Here is a 19884-nt window from a genome sequence, read left to right on the forward strand (position 1 = left end):
AAAGTGCCATTCAGGCCGAAGTTCGGCGCATGCGCAGCATCCGGCGCATTCATTTCGTCGGGATCGGCGGCGTCGGCATGTGCGGGATCGCCGAGGTGCTGCTGAACCTGGGTTACGAAGTCTCGGGTTCGGATCTCAAGGAATCCGCGGTGACCGCGCGCCTGCAGCAGTTCGGCGCGCGCATCTACATCGGCCATCGCGCCGAGAACCTGGATCAGGTCGATGTGCTGGTGGTGTCCAGCGCCATCAATAGATCCAATCCGGAGGTCTCCGCCGCGCTCGAGCAGCGCATTCCCGTGGTGCCCCGCGCGGAGATGCTCTCCGAGCTGATGCGCTATCGCCACGGCATCGCCGTCGCCGGTACCCATGGCAAGACCACCACCACCAGTCTGATCGCCTCGGTGTTCGCGGCCGAAGGCCTGGACCCGACCTTCGTCATCGGTGGCCGCCTCAACGCCGCCGGCACCAATGCCCAGCTCGGCACCAGCCGCTACCTGATCGCCGAGGCCGACGAGAGCGACGCCAGCTTCCTGCACCTGCAGCCCATGGTCGCCGTAGTCACAAACATCGACGCCGACCACATGAGCACCTACGAGGGTGACTTCAACCGGCTCAAGCGCACCTTCGTCGACTTCCTGCACAACCTGCCGTTCTATGGCCTGGCCGTGCTCTGCGTCGACGATCCGGTGGTGCGCGAGATCATTCCCCAGGTCGCCCGGCCCACCGTCACCTACGGCACCGCCGAAGACGCCGACGTGCGCGCCGTGGACATCCGCCAGGAAGGCATGCGTACCTATTTCACCGTGCTGCGCGAGGGCCGCGCGCCCCTGGCGGTCTCGGTCAACATGCCGGGCGTGCACAACGTGCTCAACGCCCTGGCCACCATCGCCATCGCCACCGACGAAGGGGTCAGCGACGAAGCCATCCTCAATGGCCTGTCCGGCTTCCAGGGGGTAGGGCGGCGCTTCCAGGTGTATGGCGAACTGCCGGTCTCTGGTGGTAGCGTCATGCTGGTGGACGACTACGGCCACCATCCGCGCGAAGTCGCGGCGGTGATCAAGGCCGTACGCGGCGGCTGGCCCGAGCGCCGGCTGGTGATGGTCTACCAGCCGCACCGTTTCAGCCGTACCCGCGATCTCTACGAAGACTTCGTCCAGGTGCTGGCCGATGCCAACGTCCTGCTGCTGATGGAAGTCTATCCGGCGGGCGAAGAACCCATTCCCGGAGCCGACAGCCGTCAGCTCTGCCACAGCATCCGCCAGCGCGGCCAGCTCGATCCCATCTACGTGGAGCGCGGCAGCAACATCGCCCCGCTGGTCAAGCCGCTGCTGCGCCCGGGCGACATCCTGCTCTGCCAGGGCGCGGGCGACATCGGTGCGCTGGCGCCGCAACTGCTCAAGCACCCGCTGTTCGCCACTGCCGCGACCGCCGGGAGTTCGGCATGAGCCGTCATCCGTACAACCCCTTGCCGGCGACCGCTGTTGCCGGCGCGCACGTGGAGGGCTGAACCTTGGTCGCCACCCTACGTCACAACCAGCCCGGCTTCGGCCGGTCGCGCAATGCCGAGCAGCGGGGCGCCAGTCGCCTGGTCGCCGAAGAACCGCTGTCGACGCGCCTGCCGCGCCCGAGCCTGGGTCTGCTCAAGCGCATCCTCTGGCCGTTCCTGCTGCTGGGGCTGGGTTTCGGTACCTATGAAGGCGCCCAGCGCCTGCTGCCCTATGCCGACCGGCCGATCGCCAAGGTCAGCGTCAAGGGCGACCTGTCCTATATCAGCCAGGGGGCGGTGCAGCAGCGTATCGCGCCCTTCGTCGGCACCACCTTCTTCCAGGTCGACCTGGCCGACATGCGCCACGAACTGGAAACCATGCCGTGGATCGCCCACGCCGAGGTGCGCCGCGTCTGGCCGGACGAGATCAGCATCCGCCTGGAAGAGCAGATGCCCATCGCCCGCTGGGGCGACGAGGCGCTCTTGAATAACCAGGGTGAGGCTTTTGCCCCGCAGGATTTGGCCAACTATGACAATCTACCGCGGCTGTACGGCCCCAAGCGGGCCCAGCAGCAGGTAATGCAGCAGTACCAGATGTTCAGCCAGATGCTCCGGCCGCTCGGTTACACCGTGTCGCGCCTGGAAATGCACGAGCGCGGAAGCTGGTACCTCACCACCGGTCAAGGCCTGGAACTGGTGTTCGGCCGCGACCAGCTGGTGGAAAAGATGCGGCGCTTCATGCGCCTGTACGATCAGGTGCTCAAGGCACAGATGGACAATATCGCGCGGATCGATCTGCGTTATCCGAACGGTCTGGCCGTGGCCTGGCGTGATCCCGCTGTCGCCGCCACCCCCGTGACCGAACCGGCCAAGCATTGAGGAGAAGTTTTTTACTATGGCAAGCGTGCAAAGCGGCAAGATGATCGTCGGCCTCGACATCGGCACTTCCAAGGTCGTGGCTCTGGTCGGCGAGGTGTCTTCCGATGGTCAGATCGAGATCGTCGGGATCGGCACCCATCCGTCGCGCGGGCTCAAGAAGGGCGTGGTGGTCAACATCGAATCCACCGTCGCCTCCATCCAGCGGGCCATCGAAGAAGCCCAGCTGATGGCCGGTTGCCGGATCCATTCGGCCTTCGTCGGCATTGCCGGCAATCACATTCGCAGCCTGAATTCCCACGGCATCGTGGCGATCCGCGATCGTGAGGTGAGCCCTGCTGACATCGAGCGGGTGCTTGATGCCGCCCAGGCGGTGGCCATTCCCGCCGACCAGCGCGTGCTGCACACCCTGGCCCAGGACTATGTGATCGACAACCAGGAAGGGGTGCGTGAGCCCCTCGGCATGTCCGGCGTCCGCCTAGAAGCCAAGGTCCATGTCGTGACCTGCGCCGTCAACGCCGCGCAGAACATCGAGAAATGTGTTCGTCGTTGCGGCCTGGAAGTCGACGACATCATCCTCGAACAACTGGCCTCGGCCTATTCGGTGCTGACCGACGATGAAAAGGAACTGGGCGTCTGCCTGGTCGACATCGGCGGCGGCACCACCGATATAGCCATCTTTACCGAAGGCGCCATCCGCCATACGGCGGTGATACCCATTGCTGGCGACCAAGTCACAAATGACATCGCCATGGCCTTGAGAACCCCGACGCAATATGCCGAAGAAATCAAGATTCGGTATGCTTGTGCCTTGGCGAAACTGGCTGGACCGGGCGAAACCATCAAGGTGCCCAGCGTGGGTGACCGTCCGCCGCGAGAATTGTCGCGTCAGGCCCTCGCGGAAGTGGTCGAGCCCCGTTACGATGAGCTATTCACACTGGTGCAAGCGGAACTGCGCCGCAGTGGTTACGAGGATCTGATCCCCGCTGGGATCGTACTCACCGGTGGTACCGCGAAGATGGAAGGCGCGGTCGAGCTGGCGGAAGAGATTTTCCATATGCCGGTACGCCTGGGGGTGCCCCAGACGGTCAAGGGTCTGACTGACGTGATCAGCAACCCGATCTATTCCACAGGCGTCGGCCTGTTGCTCTATGGCCTGCAAAAGCAGACCGATCCCTTGCCGGTTGTTTCTGGCGGATATAGCAGCGAAACCAAATCCACAGTCCTGGAACGCATGAAGCGTTGGGTCCAGGGCAACTTGTAATTCACAATTAAACCGCGGCAGTAGGCGAAGATCCGAAAGGAAGAGAGGGGACCATGTTCGAACTCGTAGACAACATTCCACAAAGCGCCGTGATCAAAGTCATCGGCGTGGGCGGTGGCGGTGGCAACGCCGTCAACCACATGGTCAAAAGCGGTGTTGAAGGCGTCGAATTCATCTGTGCAAATACCGACGCCCAAGCCCTGAAGAACGTCACATCCCGTACCGTGCTGCAACTCGGCCCGGGCGTCACCAAGGGTCTTGGTGCCGGCACCAACCCGGAAATCGGTCGCCAGGCGGCCATGGAAGATCGTGAGCGCATCGCCGAAGTCCTCGAAGGCGCCGACATGGTCTTCATCACCACCGGCATGGGCGGTGGCACCGGTACCGGTGCCGCGCCGATCATCGCTGAAGTGGCCAAGGAAATGGGTATCCTGACCGTTGCCGTGGTCACCCGTCCGTTCCCCTTCGAAGGCCGCAAGCGCATGCAGGTCGCCGACGAAGGCATTCGTTCCCTGTCCGAATGCGTCGACTCGCTGATCACCATCCCCAACGAGAAGCTGCTGACCATTCTGGGCAAGGACGCCAGCCTGCTGGCCGCCTTCGCCAAGGCTGACGACGTCCTCGCCGGCGCCGTCCGTGGTATCTCCGACATCATGCAGCGTCCCGGCCTGATGAACGTCGACTTCGCCGACGTCAAGACCGTGATGGGCGAGATGGGCATGGCCATGATGGGTACCGGCCACGCCAGCGGTCCGAACCGTGCGCGCGAAGCCACCGAAGCCGCCATCCGCAACCCGCTGCTGGAAGACGTCAACCTGCACGGCGCCCGCGGCATCCTGGTCAACATCACCGCCGGCCTGGATCTGTCCCTGGGTGAATACGCCGCCGTTGGCGAGATCATCGAGGACTTCGCGTCCGAGCACGCCACCGTCAAGGTCGGCGCCGTGATCGATCCGGAAATGCGCGACGAGCTGCACGTCACCGTGGTCGCCACTGGCCTGGGTGCGCGCATCGAGAAGCCGGTCAAGGTGGTGGACAACACCGCCCAGACCCTGGCCGCGGCCCGTCAGGAAACCGCTCCGGTCAACTACGACGACCTCAAATACCCGACCTCGATGCGCTCCGGTCGTGGCAGCCAGAATCATGGCGGCTCGGCAGCGGCGACCAAGGTCAATCCCAACGACGACCTGGATTACCTGGACATCCCGGCCTTCCTGCGTCGTCAGGCTGATTGATCGGGTATATCACAAGCCAGGGTGTGATTAGTGGGCATCGATTTTCGCTTCTGCTATCATCGCGACTTCGTTGAACACCATTCGCACCCTGCGACCGAGCGGCCCTGGCATGATTAGACAACGCACCCTCAAGAACACCATTCGCGCCACTGGCGTCGGCCTGCATTCCGGGGAAAAGGTTTACCTGACCCTGAAGCCGGCGCCGGTCGACACGGGGATCGTGTTCCGTCGCACCGATCTCGATCCGGTCGTGGAAATCCCGGCCTGGGCCGAGAACGTGGGTGAAACCACCATGTCGACCAACCTGTTCAGCGATACCGGCGTCAAGGTCGGCACCGTCGAGCACCTGCTGTCGGCCATGGCCGGTCTGGGGATCGACAATGCCTACGTCGAGCTGTCTGCGGTCGAAGTGCCGATCATGGACGGCAGCGCCGGTCCCTTCGTGTTCCTGATCCAGTCCGCCGGTCTGCAGGAACAGGAAGCGGCCAAGCAGTTCATCCGTATCAAGCGTGAAGTGACCGTCGTCGACGGTGACAAGCGCGCCACCTTCGTGCCCTTCGACGGCTTCAAGGTGACCTTCGAAATAGATTTCGATCACCCGGTGGTCAACAATCGTACCCAGAAGGCTTCGGTGGACTTCTCGAGCACCTCCTTCCTCAAGGAAGTCAGCCGTGCCCGTACCTTCGGCTTCATGCGCGACCTGGAATTCCTGCGCTCGCACAATCTGGCCCTGGGCGGCAGCGTCGACAACGCCATCGTGGTGGACGAGAAGGGTGTGATCAACGAAGACGGCCTTCGTTACGAAGACGAATTCGTCAAGCACAAGATCCTCGACGCCATCGGCGACCTGTACCTGCTCGGCAAGAGCCTCATCGGCGAATTCCGTGGCTACAAGTCCGGTCATGCCATGAACAATCGCCTGCTGCGTGCGCTGCTGGCCGATCGTGATGCCTGGGAAGTGGTGACCTTCGAAGATTCCGGTCTGGCACCGATTTCCTACATGAGACCCGCGGCTGCCGTCTGAGTCCGGTCCAAGAAAAAGCCCTGCATCCGCAGGGCTTTTTTTATGGCCGCTGAAAAGGCCTAGCGACGCGCCAGGGGCTCGCCCTGGAAGCTCACCCCGGCCAGACCGTGGGCGATAAGGGCGCGAATGTTGGCGTGATCGCTGCCCTCGGGGGTCTGCAAGACGCTGCGATAGTGCTCGCCAAAGGCCAGCAGGGCTTCCTGATCGCTCAGGCCTTCGAGCTTGGCCAGGCCCAAGGTCTTGCAGGAGCCTTCGTTCTGGCCCGCGGCATTGTCCACCGCGCCATTGCGAAAGGCGGTGGGCTGGTAGTGGTAGTGCTCGGCGACAAAGGCCAGGGTGTCAGCGAAGGCATGGTCGCCCTGGGCCAGGCGGGCACGGAAGCTGGCGAGAGCGCTCATTTGCTCTGCTGCTCCTGGAAGGCCGCGGCCTGGGCCGGCGAGGCCTCGGTCTGGTACTGGGCTTTCCAGTCGGCGTAGGGCATGCCGTAGACGGCCTCGCGGGCATCGTCCAGGCTCAGCGCCAGGCCTTTGTCGTCGGCAGCGGCCTTGTACCACTTGGAAAGGCAGTTGCGGCAGAAGCCGGACAGGTTCATCAGGTCGATGTTCTGCACGTCGGTGCGCTTGCGCAGGTGCTCGACCAGGGTGCGGAAGGCGGCGGCTTCCAGTTCCAGGCGGTCTTGTTCGGTCATGGCTGATTCCTCTTGCTAGCGGCGGCCGTGGCGCAGGTGGCGCCCGCCGTTGACGGTAAAGGTGCTGCCGGTCGCGTACTGGGTCGACAGCAGATAGAGCACGGTATCGACGATGGGATCGGCGCCGGGTTCGAAATCCAGCAGCGCCTTGTCCAGGGTCGCCTGACGATAGGCCTCGTCGGCGCCTTCCTTGAAAATCAGCAGGCCCGGGGCGATGGTATTGACCCGCACCCGGGGCGCCAGAGCCTCGGCAAAGGACAGCGTCAGGTTGTGCAGGGCGGCCTTGGTGGCAGCGTAGCCGATGTGGTTACGGCTGCCGCGGGTCGCGCTGTCATCGCCGATGTGGATGATGTCGGCCCGGGGCGCGGCTAGCAGCAGATCCTGCAGGCCCAGGTTGAGGTGGTAGGGCGCTTCCAGATGCAGGCGATAGAGCAGCCGCAGATTGTCCAGGCCGTCTTCGGCCCAGACCGAGGCATTGTGCACCGCCCCGCGCAGCGCCGAGTGACGCTCATGCAGCTCTTTCATCAGGGTGTCGCGCTGCGCCTCTTCCGTCAGATCGACCTGATAGGCCTCGATCTCCAGCTCACGCAAGGGGCCGGGATCGTCGCGATAGACGGCGATGACGGGTTGGCCCTCCGCCAGCAGCCGGCGGGTCAAGGCGAGACCGACACGGCGATTGGCGCCGGTGACCAGAAGGGGAAGGGTTGCGGACATGAGGGTACCCGATCCTGATGAGCGAGGCGGCCAGAGGGCTGGCCGCGGCTATTGTACGCATTCGACTCGTCAGGATGCAGGCCGATCCACGCTGGCCTAGCGGGCGCTGCCTCGCCAGTCGTTGGCGCGCGAGGCGTTGTGCAGCCAGCCCTTCAGCGCCCGGGTGATCAGCGGGATGAAGACGCAGACCATGACCGGGGTGAGGATCAGCGTGCTCAGCAGGATGCGCGGCAGCAACGGCAGATGAGCCAGATAATCGCCGAAGGCGGCATTGAACAGCAGCGAGATGGGAAAGAACGCCAGCCAGACCGCGATGCTCTGCTTCCAGCGCGGTGGTGGCTGGAGACCGGCGCCGAACCAGTCGTCCATGCCCTGGGCGCGCCGTGCCTGGGGCGCTTCGAACAGGCCCTGGCCACGCTCCAGCCAGAGGCGCCGCGTGTCCGAGTGTTCCCAGGCGTCGAGGGTCTGGGGGCAGGCGAAACGAAAGATGATCTGCACCAGGTTGTCGCCCGGTGGCGGGGTCAGGACCCCTGAACCGAGATAGCCGGGATACCCGGTGGCCAGGGCTTCGCCTTCGCGCAGCCAGACCAGAAAGGCGTCATATTGGCCAGCCGCGACGCGCCGCGCGACCATGAGGGTAACAGGCTGATTCATGCTCTAACTCCGGGCGATCGGGCCGGATAGGCCGGATGCCGTCACGCCGCCGGGTAGGCGGACAGGTGGCGAAGACGCCTGGGGTTGCAGGCGGCGCTAGCATAACAAGCCTTGAGACCCTTGGCTGCAGCCGGGGTTGCCAGCGGAGTCGTCTTGCTGACGGAGCGCCAACCCCGGCCGGGCCAGGCATACTGGGCGGGATTCCACGCAAGAGGTCCGTATGAAAGTCGCACTGTTGAATGGCTCGGTCTATGGCACCGCCGAAGATATCGCCCGTCAGGTGAAGGCGCGCCTGAGCGCGGCAGGCCATGAGGTCTGGCACCAGTCCAATGCCGATCTCGCCAGCCTGGAGGCCTTCGCGCCCGAGGCCCTGCTAGCCATTACCTCCACCACCGGCATGGGCGAATTGCCGGCCAACCTGGAATCGCTGTATTTCCAGTTGCGCGATCGGCTGCCGCCCTGGTCGGGACGGCCCGGCGCCGTGCTGGCGCTGGGTGATTCCAGCTATGGCGACACCTATTGCGGCGGCGGCGAGCTGATGCAGGAATTGTTCGCCGAGCTGGGGCTGCGCGAATTGCTGCCCATGCTGCGTATCGATGCCAGTGAAACGGTCACGCCGGACGAAGACGCCGAGCGCTGGGTCGCCGAGGTCATCGCTGCCCTGGGCTGATCTTGCCCCGGCAGCAAAGCTGCTTTACCCACGCGGAGCGCGCCGCCGGGCCTGGTTCGCTGTCCTCGCCCCCTCAGCCTCGGTATCCTTGGCGCCTGTCGAGGATTTGAGAAGGAGCCCTGGGTGAATAGATATCTGCGCCTGGTTCTGGAGCTGTGCGGATTGGGCGCGCTATGGGGTGTGGGTACCTGGCTGGCCACCTATTTCGCCTTGCCGGTACCAGGCGGCGTGGTGGGCCTGGCCATGCTGCTGGTGCTGCTGGCCGCCCGCATCGTCGAGCCCGAGTGGTTGCAGGGCGGGGTGCGCCTGCTGCTGGGGGAAATGCTGCTGTTCTTCATTCCCGCGCTGCTGAGTCTGCTCGACTACGGCCCGCTGCTGCGGCAGGAGGGTGTGCGCATCCTGCTGGCCATCCTGCTCAGCACCGTGCTGACCATGGTCGCGACCGCCCTTACCGTGGACTGGATGTTTCGTCGGCGAGGGCGTCGTGATGCTTGATCTGCCCGGACTCTTCTGGCTCCTGTTGACGGTGGCGGGCTATGGGGTGAGTCGGCTGCTCTATGCCCGGCTGCGCTGGTATGTGGTCAGTCCGATCATCTTCGTCACGGTGCTGCTTTATGCCGCCACCCTCTGGCAGCAGGTGAGCTATGCCGAGTACGCCCACTACAGCCACTGGCTGATCACCCTGCTGGGGCCGGCGACGGTGGCCTTCGCTGTGCCGATCTGGCAGCAGAGACGCCTGCTGGCGCGCTACTGGCAGGCGCTGCTGGCCGGTCTCTGCGTCGGCAGTGGCGTGGCCATCGGCAGTTCCTGGCTGCTGGCCCGGCTGCTGATGCTCGATGACCGGGTGCTGCTGTCCATGCTGCCGCGCTCCATCAGCACCCCCTTTGCCATGCCGATGTCCGCCACCGTAGGGGGCGTTCCCGAGCTGACCGCGGCCTTCGTGATGATCACCGGCCTGGGTGGCGCCATCCTTGGCAGCCTCTTGATCAAGCTGCTGCCGCTCAAGTCGGCCCTGGCTCGCGGCGCACTGTTCGGCATGGGCGCCCATGGAGTGGGGACCAGCAAGGCCTACGAGGTCGGCCTGGAGGAGGGCACCGTGGCCGGCCTGGTCATGGTACTGGCCGGCCTGAGCAATCTACTCGGCGCCCAGCTGGTGCTCTGGTTGCTGCGCGGCTAGTGCAGGGTGGCGGCAGGCGCGCCCAATTGCGCCAGCCGCCGCCGCACCTGTTCGCGTTCGGCATCGTCTTCGCTGATCAGCAGAGCGTGCTGCAGGTCGTAGCGCTCGGCCTGGGGGCAGTCGAGTTGGCGATACAGATCGGCGCGCGCCAGATGATCGGTGACCCCGACAGCGCCCAGCTCGATGACCCGCTGGGCATCCTTGAGCGCGGCCAGCGGCTGGTCGCCTTGGCGATGCAATTCCCGTAGATTGCGCGAGAGTCGCTGCATCATCTGCCGCGGACCGAGGGGCGCGAGATAGCTCGCCTGCAGTTGCGCGGTCGGACCGAACTGATCCGCCAGTAATTGGCGACAGTCGTTCATGTATAGGCGGCGACCGCCGAAGGGTTCGAGCAGATGATCCGCGCCCGGCACGCGCAGCAGGAAATGTCCGGGAAAGCCGATGCCCTGAAGGTCGATCTCCAGGCGCCGGGCCAGTTCCAGTGCCACCAGGGCAATCGATAGCGGTTGACCGCGCCGTCGTGCCAGGACCTCATCAAGCAGGGCGGCCGTAGGGTTCAGGGGCCACTCGGCCGCGCGAAAGCCGGCATCGCACAGCTGCCGCAGCAAGGCCTGGGCACGCTCGGCGTGACTGGCATCGCCATCCAGGGTGGCGACCAGGCGCAGTGCCAGGTCGTCAAGCGAGTGCAGCAGGGCGGGGGGATCGATCTGTTCGTGGTGTTCGGCCGCGATCCACAGGGCGGCTTCCAGCAGCCGGGGATCGGGCCGGTCCAGGCAGGCGAGGCAGGAAAGACGCGCGTCCACGGTAGACTCCAGAGCCCTCGCGGGCTTTTCCTCAGGTTTTAGCCTGCCAGCGCCGGGCCGTCCAGTCCGCGACAGTTGCGCACTGGCCGACGGTCCGGCTTCTCGCTATAAGAGCGGCTGGTGCCAGGGCAACCCCGAGAACGGGAATTCCGGCATGGACCAATCTTCGAGTGGATGTCTTCACTCTCATGGAGGGAGCAGTACGCCATGAAATGGGCAGACAACGGTCGCAAACGCATGCACGACGGAGCGAACTCCCTCGGCAACCTGCTGGTGGAAGGCTTTCACTACTTCGGTCTGTTCGCCATAGGTGCGGCCACGGCCTGGGCCTCGGTGCTGGCCTTCATCGGCATGCTCGACAAGGGCCAGGCGAGCATCGATGACATCCTGCTGCTCTTCATCTACCTGGAGCTGGGTGCCATGGTCGGCATCTACTTCAAGACCAATCACCTGCCGATCCGCTTTCTGCTCTATATCGCCATCACTGCCCTGACCCGCTATCTGATCGGCGACGTCTCGCACCACCGGCCACCGGATGTCGGGCTGCTGTATCTCTGCGGCGGGATCTTCCTGCTGTCGCTTGCGGTGCTGGCGGTCCGCGTCGCCTCGAACAGGTTTCCTTCCAGCAAGTCGCTGGATGCGACGGGTGATGTGGTGGGCGAAGGCGCGGGCGAAAAATAGCGCAGCGAGGACTTTCCGGGTCTACTCCTGGCGACGCAGGGCGCCCCGCGTCGTCAGGAGAGACAGTTGGCCTGGCTTGCTAGCGATCCAGCGGCGCCAGCAGCTGGGCCAGGTCGCTTTCGGTCAGGCGCCAGTCGCCGCTGTTCTCGCTGAGGATGCCGGCGCTGAGACGCGCCTTTTCCTGCTGCAGCTGCTGGATGCGTTCTTCCAGGGTGCCGCGAGCGATCAGCTTGTAGACGAACACCGGACGATCCTGGCCGATGCGGTAGGCGCGGTCGCTGGCCTGCTGTTCGGCGGCCGGATTCCACCAGGGATCGAAGTGGATCACGGTGTCCGCGGCGGTGAGGTTGAGACCGCTGCCGCCGGCCTTGAGGCTGAGCAGGAACACCGGCACCTCGCCGTTCTGGAAACGCTGCACCGGGGTGCGCCGATCCCGGGTTTCGCCGGTCAGGGTGACGTATTCGATGCCGCGCTGGTCGAGATCGGCGGCGATGAGATCGAGCATGCTGGTGAATTGGGAGAACACCAGGACCCGGCTGCCGCCGGGGAGCAGGGCGTCGAGGCGCTCGTTCAGCGCCGCCAGTTTCGCCGAGGGCTTCGCCACGCTGTCGTCTTCGTTGGGTACCAGGCGCAGGTCGCAGCAGACCTGGCGCAGACGCAGCAGGGCGTCGAGGATCAGCAGCTGGCTGCGGCCGATGCCCTGGCGGGCGATCTCGGCGCGGACGCGCTCGTCAAGCAGCAGGCGCAGGTCTTCGTAGCGCTCGCGTTGCGCCGCGCTGAGCTCGACCAGCTGGACGATCTCGGTCTTGGGCGGCAATTCGCTGGCGACCCGCTGCTTGGTGCGGCGCAGCATGAAGGGTCGGACCCGTGCCTTGAGCGCCGCCAGGCGCTGCACATCGCCTTCGCGCTCCACGGGAATGCGATAGGCCTGCTTGAAGCCTTTCTCGTCGCCCAGCCAGCCGGGCATCAGGAAGTGGAATTGCGACCAGAGTTCGCCCAGGTGATTTTCCAGCGGCGTGCCGGTCAGGCAGAGGCGATGGCGGGCGCGCAGGTGGCGCGCCGCCTGAGCGGCCTTGGTGGCGGCGTTCTTGATCGACTGGGCTTCGTCGAGTACCTGCAGGTGGAAGTCGTAGCCGGCCAGGCGCTCGGCGTCGCGGGGCAGCAGGGCATAGGTGGTTAGTACCACGTCGTGCTCCGGAATCCGCTCGAAGCGACTGCTGCGAGCGCTGCCCTGCAGGGTCAGCACGCGCAGGCCAGGGGCGAAGCGGGCGATCTCGTCCTGCCAGTTGGGGATCAGGCTGGTGGGCATGACGATCAGCGCCGGCGCGGTCAGGCGACCGGCCGCCTGTTCGACGAGGATGTGCGCCAGGGTCTGTAGCGTCTTGCCCAGGCCCATGTCGTCGGCCAGGATGCCGCCCACGTCCAGTTCCCGCAACGCCTGCAGCCAGGCCACGCCGTCGCGCTGATAGGGACGCAGTTCGGCGTGCAGGGTGTCCGGCAGGACCACCGGCTCGGCGGCATAGCTGCGCAGACGCTCGGCAAAGCTGCGCAGACGCTCGCCACCTTCCCACTCCAGCGGCAGGCGTTCGTCCAGCTCGGCCAGGCGCGCGGCGTCCAGGCGCGGCAGGCGCAGGGCACGGTCCTGGGTAAGGCGGTCGGTGGCGTAGAGTTCACCGAGGATCTGCAGGATCGGCTTGAGCCGACCCAGGGGCACGGCGACCCGTTGCACCCGGCCCTGCTGGCCGGCCAGGCGCGGCGGCTCGATACGCAAGAGCACGGGTTCGTCGTCGGCGCGCTTGGCCAGCATCGCCGGTTCGTACTGGGAGGGCTCGCGACGTATGGCATCGATCAGCAGCGGAATCAGGCTGACGCGGCGCTGACCGAGGCGGATGCCCAGTTCGACATCGAACTGGCCGCTGGCGGTGGTCGGGTCCTGCACCTCTTCGAGATGACCGTACCAGCCTTCCACCGGTGTCAGGTCGAAGGTGAACTCGGGATGGGCCTCGATCTGCCAGCCGGCTTCGCGCAGGCCGGGAATGACCTGCTGCACGAATCTGAGCCAGGCGGGGTCGTCCGGCAGCTCGAACATCTCGCCACTGTCGTCGGGCAGCGCGGCGCTGCGCCGGGTCGCCAGGCGCAGGCCGTGGTCGAGCAGTGTCTGCCGCCAGCGTTGTTCGGCCGGCAGCTGGCGCGTGGGATAGTCGGCCTCCGGGGTGCGCGGCGGGGTACCGAACAGTCGCCGCGAGCCATAGGCGAAGGCCAGGGCGGCGCGATGGCGCACCGTGGGTCTCATCTTGCCGATGTGGCGGTCGTAATCGATCTGGGTATGGCTGCCGAGGGTCAGGACCGGTCGTGGCAGCTCCGGATTGGCGACCGGCGTGGCTGGCAGGGCGGTCTCGCTGCGTTGCAGTCGCTCGAGTTCGATGAGGGCGGCGGCGGCATGCTTGCAGTTGCGTCCGACCGGGCAGGTGCAGCGGGCGTCGACCCGCCAGGCGGTCTCGCCCGCGCGCAGGCTGATCGCCTGCCGATAGGCCGGCCCGGCCGGGCTGTGGCACTCGGCATAGAGCTGGCCCTTGGCAGCCGAGCGCAGCTGCACCAGGCCGTCGAGCGCCAGCCGCCGGCCGCGCTCGTAGTTGCGCTCCGTGAAGGCGCCTTTCCAGTCCTGCCACTTGAGCCGTTCGAAACGTAACGCCATCGTTCACCCAGGCTGTTCGTACCAAACCGGCTATTCTGCCACAGTCCGCCAGTCGCTCGCCGGACTCCCTTGACCTATGTGAGAATGAGAATATAGTGCATTTAAGTGGGTGGGGAGCGAGACGATGCGTGAACAGCCGTTGACCAGCGTAGCCCTGATCGATGCCAGTCGCCTGGAGGCGCGGCGGGAAGGGCGCTTGCGCGCGCTGCAGCGCGGCATCCTCATCGGCTGCAGCCTGGGAGTCCTGGGCGCTGCGGCCCTCCACCTGGCCTATCTGGCCGCTGGCGGTCGCTAGGGCTGCCTGGCCCCGATCCGTCCAGAAAAAAGCCCCGCACAGGGGCCTGTGCGGGGCTTTGTCTTCAGCACCGGTCTTAGCCCGGTGGCAGGGGGTCAGACCAGCAGGTCGCCCACGCGGTACATCTTCATGGTGTTGGTGCCGTCACGCTTGGTGTAGCTGTCGCCCTTGGTCAGGATGACCCAGTCGCCGTGCTCGACGATGCCGCGCTTGAGCAGTTCGTCCACCGCGGCCTGGCTCACCTTGTTCGCCGGCATGGTGGTCGGGTCGAAGGGGATGGTGTGCACGTTGCGGAACAGCGCGGTGCGGGCCTGGGTGGCGCGGCTGGACGCGAAGGAGAAGATCGGTACTGAGGAACGCAGGCGCGACATGATCAGCGGGGTGTAGCCGGTGTCGGTCAGGCTGATGATGGCCTTCACGCCGGGGAAGTGGTTGGCCACGTAGATGGAGGCCAGGGCGATGCTCTCGTCCCAACGGGTGAAGGTATGGCCCAGGCGGTGGCTGGACAGCTTGCTGGTAGGCTGCTTCTCGGCACCGACGCAGACGCGCGCCATGGCCTTGACCGCTTCCACCGGATACTGGCCGGCGGCGCTCTCGGCGGAGAGCATCACGGCGTCGGTGTTGTCCAGCACGGCGTTGGCCACGTCGGAGACTTCCGCGCGGGTCGGCATCGGGCTGCTGATCATCGACTCCATCATCTGGGTCGCGGTGATCACCGCCTTGTTGAGGCGCCGGGCGTGGGAAATGATGCGCTTCTGGATGCCCACCAGCTCGGCGTCGCCGATTTCCACACCCAGGTCGCCCCGGGCCACCATCACGGCGTCACTGGCATGGATCAGGCCGTCCAGGGCTTCGTCGTCGGCCACGGCTTCGGCGCGCTCGATCTTGGCCACCAGCCAGGATTTGCCACCGGCGGCTTCCATCAGGCGACGGGCTTCGTGCATGTCTTCGGCATCGCGCGGGAAGGACACGGCCAGATAGTCGACTTCCATGGAGGCGGCCAACTTGATGTCTTCGCGGTCCTTGTCGGTCAGCGCCGGAGCGGTGAGGCCACCGCCACGACGGTTGATGCCCTTGTGATCTGACAGCGGGCCGCCGATCAGGGTGGTGCAATGCAGCTCGGTGGCGGTCATGCCTTCCACGCGCAGGACCACGCGGCCATCGTCCAGCAGCAGTTCGTCACCCACGCGGCAGTCGGTGACCAGGCCCGGATAGTCGATGCCGACCACTTCTTCGGTGCCTTCGGTGCGGGGATGGGCGATGGACAGGCGGAAGGGATCGCCGACCTTGAGTTCGATGCGCTTGTTGACGAATTTGGCGATGCGGATCTTCGGACCCTGGAGGTCGCCGAGCAGGGCGACATGGCGACCGTGCTTGGCGGCGAGATCCCGTACCAGCTGACCACGAGCCCGGTGCTCGTCGGGCGTTCCATGCGAGAAGTTCAGGCGGGCGACGTCGATGCCGGCGATGATGAGCTGCTCGAGGACTTCCGGAGAATTGCTGGCCGGGCCCAGGGTGGCGACGATCTTGGTACGGCGATAAATCATGCAGTCTTTCCTTTAGCGGATTGCAACCATGAGTCGGCGCCTCAGCGCCGAGTCGACGTAGAACACGGAGCGCACCTCATTGTAGCGCTGTCGCGTGGCCAGCACATGACGGCTTTTTACAGCTTCGTCACATCATTATTGGTCGTTTGCCCTTAAGAAGCGGGCCCTGGCGCCGATCTAGCGAGCAGGAGGATTTTCCATGCGCCCTTATCTCTGCCTGTTCCTGCTGCTCGGCCTGACCGGCTGTACCAGCGTTTCGATGAATTCCTATCTGGATGCCGCCTATAAGTCCTATAGCGAAGGCGACTGCAACAATGCCCTGCTGCAGATCTCCCAGGCTGAACGCAAGGGTCGGGCCCGGCCCTGGCTGCAACCGGAATTTTCCATGCTGCGCGGTCAGTGTCTGGAGCAGCAGCAACTGTACGCCGACGCGGTCCAGACCTATCGTTTCATCCAGGTCCGGTTTCCGGCCAGCGAATACGCCTATCGGGCCCAGGCCCGACTGGACACCCTGCGCCAATTGGGGCTAGATGGCGGAACGGCCGTTGCGACGCCCCAACCGGTGCGAAAACTACCGCAGCGCTGAGCTTTCCAGGACGTTGTCGGTAAAGTGGCTTTACCGTGTGCAGGATGAATCGCACCATGACTCAGAATCGTCGTATCGAGCGCCACCAGCTGCCCTACTATCTGAAGGTGTTCAACCGCTTTACCGACAAGCCCATGGGCTACATCGGCAATATTTCCCGAGAGGGGCTGCTGATGATCAGCCAGCTGCCCATGCTGGTGAACGCGCGCTTCGAACTTCGGCTGAAGATTCCGGGGCAGGACGGTCAGCTGCATTTCGTCGACTTCGACGCCCGCTGCCAGTGGAGCCATGAAGACGTGACCCCGGGCAACTACGATTCGGGCTTCAGCGTCGCCGAGCCGCCGGCCGAATTCGCCGAATTGATCGACGTGCTGCAGCACTACTTCACCTTCGGCCGCCTCTCTCAGTCGGCGGCCTGACCCGGGTCACCGGCATTCCATAGCTGCAGCAGGCGGGTCTGCAGATCCGCCGTGGCGCTGGCAGCCAGCCAGCGGACGGGCCTTCGCTCCAGCCGCGCGGCCAGCCGCTCGCCCTGGATCCGGGCCTGCCAGGCGTCGGCATAGCGTCGCGCATCGCGCCAGCTGCGGATGTCGTCAGGCGCTGCCGCCTCGCGCCGTGCGGTGTCGACCAGCCAGAGCCGTAGGCCGCGCCGGGCCAGATCCAGACGGCCGAGCCAGACCCCCACTTCTTCATCCAGCGGCGCCACCACCACCAGCACACTGCCGGGTCGCGCCTGACTGCAGAGCCGTGCCAGCCCTGCCTTGAGATCGGCCATCGTACCAGGCGCCCGCCCCGGGAGCTCAGCGGGTGTCAGACGGAGAGCAGCCGTGCCTGCTGCCAGCAGGCGCAGCTCGGGATCGAGACCATAGAGCCGCAGCTCATTGCCACTGGCCGCCAGGGCCTGTCCGAAACCTAGAATCTGCTGGTGGTCGCCTGACCGCCCGGCCTGTCCCCGTCCCTGCTCGACCGGACTGGCGATCAGCAGGTGCAGGGGGGTATCCGGCCGCAGGCACGCCCTGGAGGCCGGCGCGGAGAGCGGCGGATACCTCCCGCTCTGCCGCCGGCGCCAGCGGGTATTCAGCCGCTCCAGCAAGAGGAGCAGCAGTGCACCCGCCGCGGGTAGTCCCTGCCAGCGTGGGGGCGCCAGCCCGCCCAGGATCAGGCTGAGCAGCGCCAAGGCGACCAGCGCCAGGGGCAGGCAGCGCTGGATCATGGGCGCGGCGCCGGACACTGACCTAGCAGCTTGAGTATCTGACCATCCAGACTGTCGCCCTCGAATTCGCGTTCTGGCGTCAGCCGTAGCCGCGGCCGCAGTACGGCGGGCAGTAGGCTGCGCACATCCTCGGGCGTCGCGCTGTCGCCACCCCGCAGAAAGGCCTGTGCCTGGGCCAGACGCAGCAAGGCTTGACCGGCGCGCGGTCCGGCGCCCTGCTCGAAGGCCGGCCATTCCCGGGTAAGACGGATCAGGCGCACAGCATGCTCCAGGACCGGCTCCGCGACCGGCAGGCCGGCCACCAGTCGCTGCAGCGCCGGCAGATCCCGCGCCTGCAGCAGGGGGCGCAGCGCCGCCGCTTCCAGGGGATCGCCCTGGCCCTGCTGTACGGCCTGGCGCAGGGCGGCCAGTTCCTGGCCTTCCGCCGGCCACTCCAGGCGCAGTTGCACCAGGAAGCGATCCCGCAGCGCCAGCGGCAGCTCGCTGCCCGGAGTGCGGGTGGCGATCACCATGAAGGGCGCCGGCAGGGGCACCTGGCGGCCGCCCAGACTCAGCTGACGGCTCTGCAGGGCGTCGTCCAGCAGCTGGAGGACCGCCGGCGGCGCCCGATGCAGGTCTTCGAGCAGGACCAGGGAATTGAACAGCGGACCCCGGCGCAGACGGGCACTGTCGCTGCCGACGTCCGTGACGATTTCGCCGGCCACCTCGGCGGGGGTCAGGGTCGGATGGCAGTGCAGCCGAGCGAAACCGGCATCCAGGCTGGCCGCCAGGGCGCGAGCCAGCAGCGTCTTGCCGGAGCCGGTCGGACCTTCCAGCAGCAGGTGACCACTGGCCAACAGGGTGGCGAGCAGTCCGTCCACGGCGGCGTCCTGCTGCGGCAGCGCCTTGAGCAGCGCCTGCCGCAGGGCCTGCAGTCGGGTCAGGGCGCGGGCCTTGACGCCGGTGTCGCCAGCGTCCACCGGAGTGGCGTCAGGAGGGGAACTGTCGGTCATCGGAAGTCCTCGGGAGCGGGGGACGCATGGCCAGGCGCAACAGGCGCAGCTGGACGATGCGGCGGGTGAAGTCGCGAGCGGAGAGGCGCGCCGGGCTGGGGCGCATCGCCTCGCCCACCACGCGGGTGCTCAAGCCACTCAGACGCGCGAGATATTGCCAGCGCTCGGCCACGCCCTGGTCGGCGAGCTCGGGGCGGCGCCGGTGCACCTCGCGCTGGATATCGCGCTGCAGGCTGGCGATCAGCTCCGGCCAGCGCTCGGCATTACGCCGTGGAGCGGGGTTTTCCCGGCGACGTCTCAGCCAGAGACCCGCCGCCAGCAGCAGGAGCACAAGGGCCAGGCCGTAGCGTTGCAAGGCATCCAGCCACAGAGGGATCGGTGGCGCTGGAGCGATCAAGGTCACAGGTGCGCCCTGGGTGAGGTACCACAGCAGCCAGGCATTGTCGTACTGGGCGAGGTGGACGTTGCTCCAGAGATCGCTGTCCGACAACAGGGTCACGCTGCCGGCGCCCCAGGGCAGCATCAGCATATGGGTGGCGCTGGCGCTGCTGGCCCAGGCCACCGCCTGGTCGCCGACATCGAACAGATGACGGCTGTCATCGAAGCCGAGATAGGCGGGGGCGTCGTCCTCGGCGAGATAGAGCTGGGTCAGGTTGGGCCATAGAGGCAGTGCCATGATCGGCGGGGCGGCGCCGCCCAGTTCGCGAGTGGGCATGGGGCGCACGCCCAGGGTCGCGCTGAGCGCCAGGGTGCTGTCATCGGCGACGGCCACCAGCCTGCCGCCCGCCTCGACCCAGTCCAGCAGCGCCTGGGCCTGAGCCTCCGCCAGGGGCGGGTTGCCCGCCAGCCAGAACCTGACGTCCTTGGGCGGAAGTTCGGCCAGCTGCTCGGGTTGGCTGCGCTGCACCCGGCTGCCAAAGTGCTGCAGATAGGCCGCCGCCAGCGCCTGGGGATCGGTGCTGCGGATGGTCGCGGCGAGTTGGGTGGCGAGCTGGCGCGCGGTCCGGCTGTCGAGTCCCTGATGGGTCAGGCGCAGGCTGGCCGGGCCGCTGTCGGTCTGCGGCGGCAGGGGGCAGGACAGCGGCTCCTGCTGGGCCAGGCAGGCCAGCGATAGGGTCAGCACCCAGACGGCGGCGCCCAGGCGTACGCCGATACCTCGGCACCTGGAGCGAATGGAGAGCCGATCGACTGAACGCATGAGAAGGGATAATACGCGGTAGACGGACGCCAGAGCCTAGCGGGTGCGGGCGCCCGGGAGCAAGGCGCGCGACGATGCTAGACTGC

At 66.1% G+C, this 19884-nt stretch carries 22 protein-coding genes; 12 read left to right on the forward strand and 10 right to left on the reverse strand.

The genetic code is table 11. The features are described from left to right. The first annotated feature begins 29 nt into the window (after positions 1–29). From murC to lpxC, 5 genes are all read left to right on the forward strand, one after another. The gene (murC, locus tag EC839_RS16430; RefSeq protein ID WP_218568247.1) at positions 30–1445 is read left to right on the forward strand and encodes a UDP-N-acetylmuramate--L-alanine ligase; all 1416 of its coding nucleotides are present in this window, start codon (positions 30–32) and stop codon (positions 1443–1445) included. 65 nt (positions 1446–1510) lie between these two features. Continuing rightward, on the forward strand, positions 1511–2365 hold the full coding sequence (locus tag EC839_RS16435; protein WP_007162052.1) for a cell division protein FtsQ/DivIB: 855 nt from the start codon (positions 1511–1513) through the stop codon (positions 2363–2365). 16 nt (positions 2366–2381) lie between these two features. Then, complete coding sequence (gene ftsA, locus EC839_RS16440) at positions 2382–3626, forward strand: cell division protein FtsA (RefSeq protein WP_007162051.1); 1245 nt, start codon at positions 2382–2384, stop codon at positions 3624–3626. Between the two features lie 53 nt (positions 3627–3679). Then, positions 3680–4861: a cell division protein FtsZ gene (gene ftsZ / locus EC839_RS16445; protein ID WP_007162050.1), complete on the forward strand. Its 1182-nt coding sequence runs from the start codon at positions 3680–3682 to the stop codon at positions 4859–4861. Positions 4862–4970: 109 nt separating this feature from the next. Beyond that, positions 4971–5885, forward strand: a complete 915-nt coding sequence (gene lpxC / locus EC839_RS16450) for a UDP-3-O-acyl-N-acetylglucosamine deacetylase (protein WP_007162049.1) — start codon at positions 4971–4973, stop codon at positions 5883–5885. Positions 5886–5944: 59 nt separating this feature from the next. Here lpxC and EC839_RS16455 read toward each other — a convergent pair whose 3' ends face one another. The 4 genes from EC839_RS16455 to EC839_RS16470 form a co-directional block, all read right to left on the reverse strand. Next, positions 5945–6283 (reverse strand): HopJ type III effector protein, encoded by a 339-nt coding sequence (locus tag EC839_RS16455; protein ID WP_132832865.1) that lies wholly within the window; start codon positions 6281–6283, stop codon positions 5945–5947. Further along, the gene (locus tag EC839_RS16460) at positions 6280–6573 is read right to left on the reverse strand and encodes a DUF1244 domain-containing protein (RefSeq protein ID WP_132832866.1); all 294 of its coding nucleotides are present in this window, start codon (positions 6571–6573) and stop codon (positions 6280–6282) included. The genes EC839_RS16455 and EC839_RS16460 overlap by 4 nt, the downstream gene beginning before the upstream one ends. A gap of 15 nt (positions 6574–6588) precedes the next feature. After that, complete coding sequence (gene folM / locus EC839_RS16465) at positions 6589–7287, reverse strand: dihydromonapterin reductase (RefSeq protein ID WP_132832867.1); 699 nt, start codon at positions 7285–7287, stop codon at positions 6589–6591. A gap of 96 nt (positions 7288–7383) precedes the next feature. Next, positions 7384–7941, reverse strand: coding sequence for an antibiotic biosynthesis monooxygenase (locus tag EC839_RS16470; protein WP_132832868.1), 558 nt, complete (start codon positions 7939–7941; stop codon positions 7384–7386). Positions 7942–8161: 220 nt separating this feature from the next. Here EC839_RS16470 and EC839_RS16475 point away from each other — a divergent pair, with 220 nt between their 5' ends. The 3 genes from EC839_RS16475 to EC839_RS16485 all read left to right on the forward strand — a co-directional run bounded on the left by EC839_RS16475 (position 8162) and on the right by EC839_RS16485 (position 9788). Next, positions 8162–8611 (forward strand): flavodoxin, encoded by a 450-nt coding sequence (locus EC839_RS16475; RefSeq protein ID WP_132832869.1) that lies wholly within the window; start codon positions 8162–8164, stop codon positions 8609–8611. 123 nt (positions 8612–8734) lie between these two features. Continuing rightward, the gene (locus EC839_RS16480; RefSeq protein ID WP_132832870.1) at positions 8735–9106 is read left to right on the forward strand and encodes a CidA/LrgA family protein; all 372 of its coding nucleotides are present in this window, start codon (positions 8735–8737) and stop codon (positions 9104–9106) included. Then, complete coding sequence (locus EC839_RS16485; protein ID WP_372237664.1) at positions 9096–9788, forward strand: LrgB family protein; 693 nt, start codon at positions 9096–9098, stop codon at positions 9786–9788. The genes EC839_RS16480 and EC839_RS16485 overlap by 11 nt, the downstream gene beginning before the upstream one ends. Here EC839_RS16485 and EC839_RS16490 read toward each other — a convergent pair. Beyond that, positions 9785–10591 carry a SirB1 family protein gene (locus EC839_RS16490; RefSeq protein WP_132832872.1) on the reverse strand — a complete coding sequence of 269 codons (807 nt, stop codon included), beginning with the start codon at positions 10589–10591 and terminating at the stop codon, positions 9785–9787. The genes EC839_RS16485 and EC839_RS16490 overlap by 4 nt on opposite strands. A 207-nt stretch (positions 10592–10798) precedes the next feature. On the opposite strand from EC839_RS16490, the gene EC839_RS16495 reads away from it, so the two are divergent. Then, positions 10799–11272, forward strand: a complete 474-nt coding sequence (locus tag EC839_RS16495; RefSeq protein WP_132832873.1) for a phosphate-starvation-inducible protein PsiE — start codon at positions 10799–10801, stop codon at positions 11270–11272. Positions 11273–11351: 79 nt separating this feature from the next. Here the strand turns inward: EC839_RS16495 and EC839_RS16500 are convergent, their stop codons facing one another. Beyond that, positions 11352–13967 carry a DEAD/DEAH box helicase gene (locus EC839_RS16500; RefSeq protein ID WP_132832874.1) on the reverse strand — a complete coding sequence of 872 codons (2616 nt, stop codon included), beginning with the start codon at positions 13965–13967 and terminating at the stop codon, positions 11352–11354. 124 nt (positions 13968–14091) lie between these two features. Between EC839_RS16500 and EC839_RS24190 the strand changes: the two genes are divergently transcribed. Continuing rightward, entirely contained in the window at positions 14092–14262 is a 171-nt protein-coding gene (locus tag EC839_RS24190) for a hypothetical protein (protein WP_165904676.1), read from the forward strand. Positions 14263–14357: 95 nt separating this feature from the next. Here EC839_RS24190 and pyk read toward each other — a convergent pair whose 3' ends face one another. Continuing rightward, positions 14358–15809: a pyruvate kinase gene (gene pyk / locus EC839_RS16505; RefSeq protein ID WP_007162037.1), complete on the reverse strand. Its 1452-nt coding sequence runs from the start codon at positions 15807–15809 to the stop codon at positions 14358–14360. A gap of 199 nt (positions 15810–16008) precedes the next feature. Here pyk and EC839_RS16510 point away from each other — a divergent pair, with 199 nt between their 5' ends. Both EC839_RS16510 and EC839_RS16515 read left to right on the forward strand, forming a co-directional pair. Next, complete coding sequence (locus EC839_RS16510; protein ID WP_007162036.1) at positions 16009–16395, forward strand: tol-pal system YbgF family protein; 387 nt, start codon at positions 16009–16011, stop codon at positions 16393–16395. Between the two features lie 56 nt (positions 16396–16451). Continuing rightward, positions 16452–16814, forward strand: a complete 363-nt coding sequence (locus tag EC839_RS16515; protein WP_007162035.1) for a PilZ domain-containing protein — start codon at positions 16452–16454, stop codon at positions 16812–16814. Here EC839_RS16515 and EC839_RS16520 read toward each other — a convergent pair. The 3 genes from EC839_RS16520 to EC839_RS16530 are packed head-to-tail and all read right to left on the reverse strand — an operon-like array spanning position 16799 to position 19798. Further along, entirely contained in the window at positions 16799–17608 is an 810-nt protein-coding gene (locus EC839_RS16520; RefSeq protein ID WP_132832875.1) for a hypothetical protein, read from the reverse strand. The genes EC839_RS16515 and EC839_RS16520 overlap by 16 nt on opposite strands. Then, positions 17605–18600: a MoxR family ATPase gene (locus tag EC839_RS16525; protein WP_132832876.1), complete on the reverse strand. Its 996-nt coding sequence runs from the start codon at positions 18598–18600 to the stop codon at positions 17605–17607. The genes EC839_RS16520 and EC839_RS16525 overlap by 4 nt, the downstream gene beginning before the upstream one ends. Then, positions 18578–19798, reverse strand: coding sequence for a DUF4350 domain-containing protein (locus EC839_RS16530; protein WP_132832877.1), 1221 nt, complete (start codon positions 19796–19798; stop codon positions 18578–18580). The genes EC839_RS16525 and EC839_RS16530 overlap by 23 nt, the downstream gene beginning before the upstream one ends. Positions 19799–19884 lie beyond the last annotated feature (86 nt).

Origin of the sequence: Pseudomonas sp. JUb52 (assembly GCF_004341115.1) — a bacterium.
GTDB lineage: Bacteria > Pseudomonadota > Gammaproteobacteria > Pseudomonadales > Pseudomonadaceae > Chryseomonas > Chryseomonas oryzihabitans.

Bases quoted from the DNA above. Each gene is read 5' to 3' on its own strand.
- folM (WP_132832867.1), bottom strand. From the start codon at position 7,287: ATGTCCGCAACCCTTCCCCTTCTGGTCACCGGCGCCAATCGCCGTGTC.
- ftsZ (WP_007162050.1), top strand. From the start codon at position 3,680: ATGTTCGAACTCGTAGACAACATTCCACAAAGCGCCGTGATCAAAGTC.
- EC839_RS16475 (WP_132832869.1), top strand. From the start codon at position 8,162: ATGAAAGTCGCACTGTTGAATGGCTCGGTCTATGGCACCGCCGAAGAT.
- EC839_RS16510 (WP_007162036.1), top strand. From the start codon at position 16,009: ATGCGCCCTTATCTCTGCCTGTTCCTGCTGCTCGGCCTGACCGGCTGT.
- EC839_RS16455 (WP_132832865.1), bottom strand. From the start codon at position 6,283: ATGAGCGCTCTCGCCAGCTTCCGTGCCCGCCTGGCCCAGGGCGACCAT.
- EC839_RS16530 (WP_132832877.1), bottom strand. From the start codon at position 19,798: ATGCGTTCAGTCGATCGGCTCTCCATTCGCTCCAGGTGCCGAGGTATC.
- EC839_RS16520 (WP_132832875.1), bottom strand. From the start codon at position 17,608: ATGATCCAGCGCTGCCTGCCCCTGGCGCTGGTCGCCTTGGCGCTGCTC.
- EC839_RS16525 (WP_132832876.1), bottom strand. From the start codon at position 18,600: ATGACCGACAGTTCCCCTCCTGACGCCACTCCGGTGGACGCTGGCGAC.
- EC839_RS16500 (WP_132832874.1), bottom strand. From the start codon at position 13,967: ATGGCGTTACGTTTCGAACGGCTCAAGTGGCAGGACTGGAAAGGCGCC.
- lpxC (WP_007162049.1), top strand. From the start codon at position 4,971: ATGATTAGACAACGCACCCTCAAGAACACCATTCGCGCCACTGGCGTC.
- EC839_RS16470 (WP_132832868.1), bottom strand. From the start codon at position 7,941: ATGAATCAGCCTGTTACCCTCATGGTCGCGCGGCGCGTCGCGGCTGGC.
- EC839_RS16495 (WP_132832873.1), top strand. From the start codon at position 10,799: ATGAAATGGGCAGACAACGGTCGCAAACGCATGCACGACGGAGCGAAC.
- pyk (WP_007162037.1), bottom strand. From the start codon at position 15,809: ATGATTTATCGCCGTACCAAGATCGTCGCCACCCTGGGCCCGGCCAGC.
- ftsA (WP_007162051.1), top strand. From the start codon at position 2,382: ATGGCAAGCGTGCAAAGCGGCAAGATGATCGTCGGCCTCGACATCGGC.
- EC839_RS16460 (WP_132832866.1), bottom strand. From the start codon at position 6,573: ATGACCGAACAAGACCGCCTGGAACTGGAAGCCGCCGCCTTCCGCACC.
- murC (WP_218568247.1), top strand. From the start codon at position 30: ATGCGCAGCATCCGGCGCATTCATTTCGTCGGGATCGGCGGCGTCGGC.
- EC839_RS24190 (WP_165904676.1), top strand. From the start codon at position 14,092: ATGCGTGAACAGCCGTTGACCAGCGTAGCCCTGATCGATGCCAGTCGC.
- EC839_RS16515 (WP_007162035.1), top strand. From the start codon at position 16,452: ATGACTCAGAATCGTCGTATCGAGCGCCACCAGCTGCCCTACTATCTG.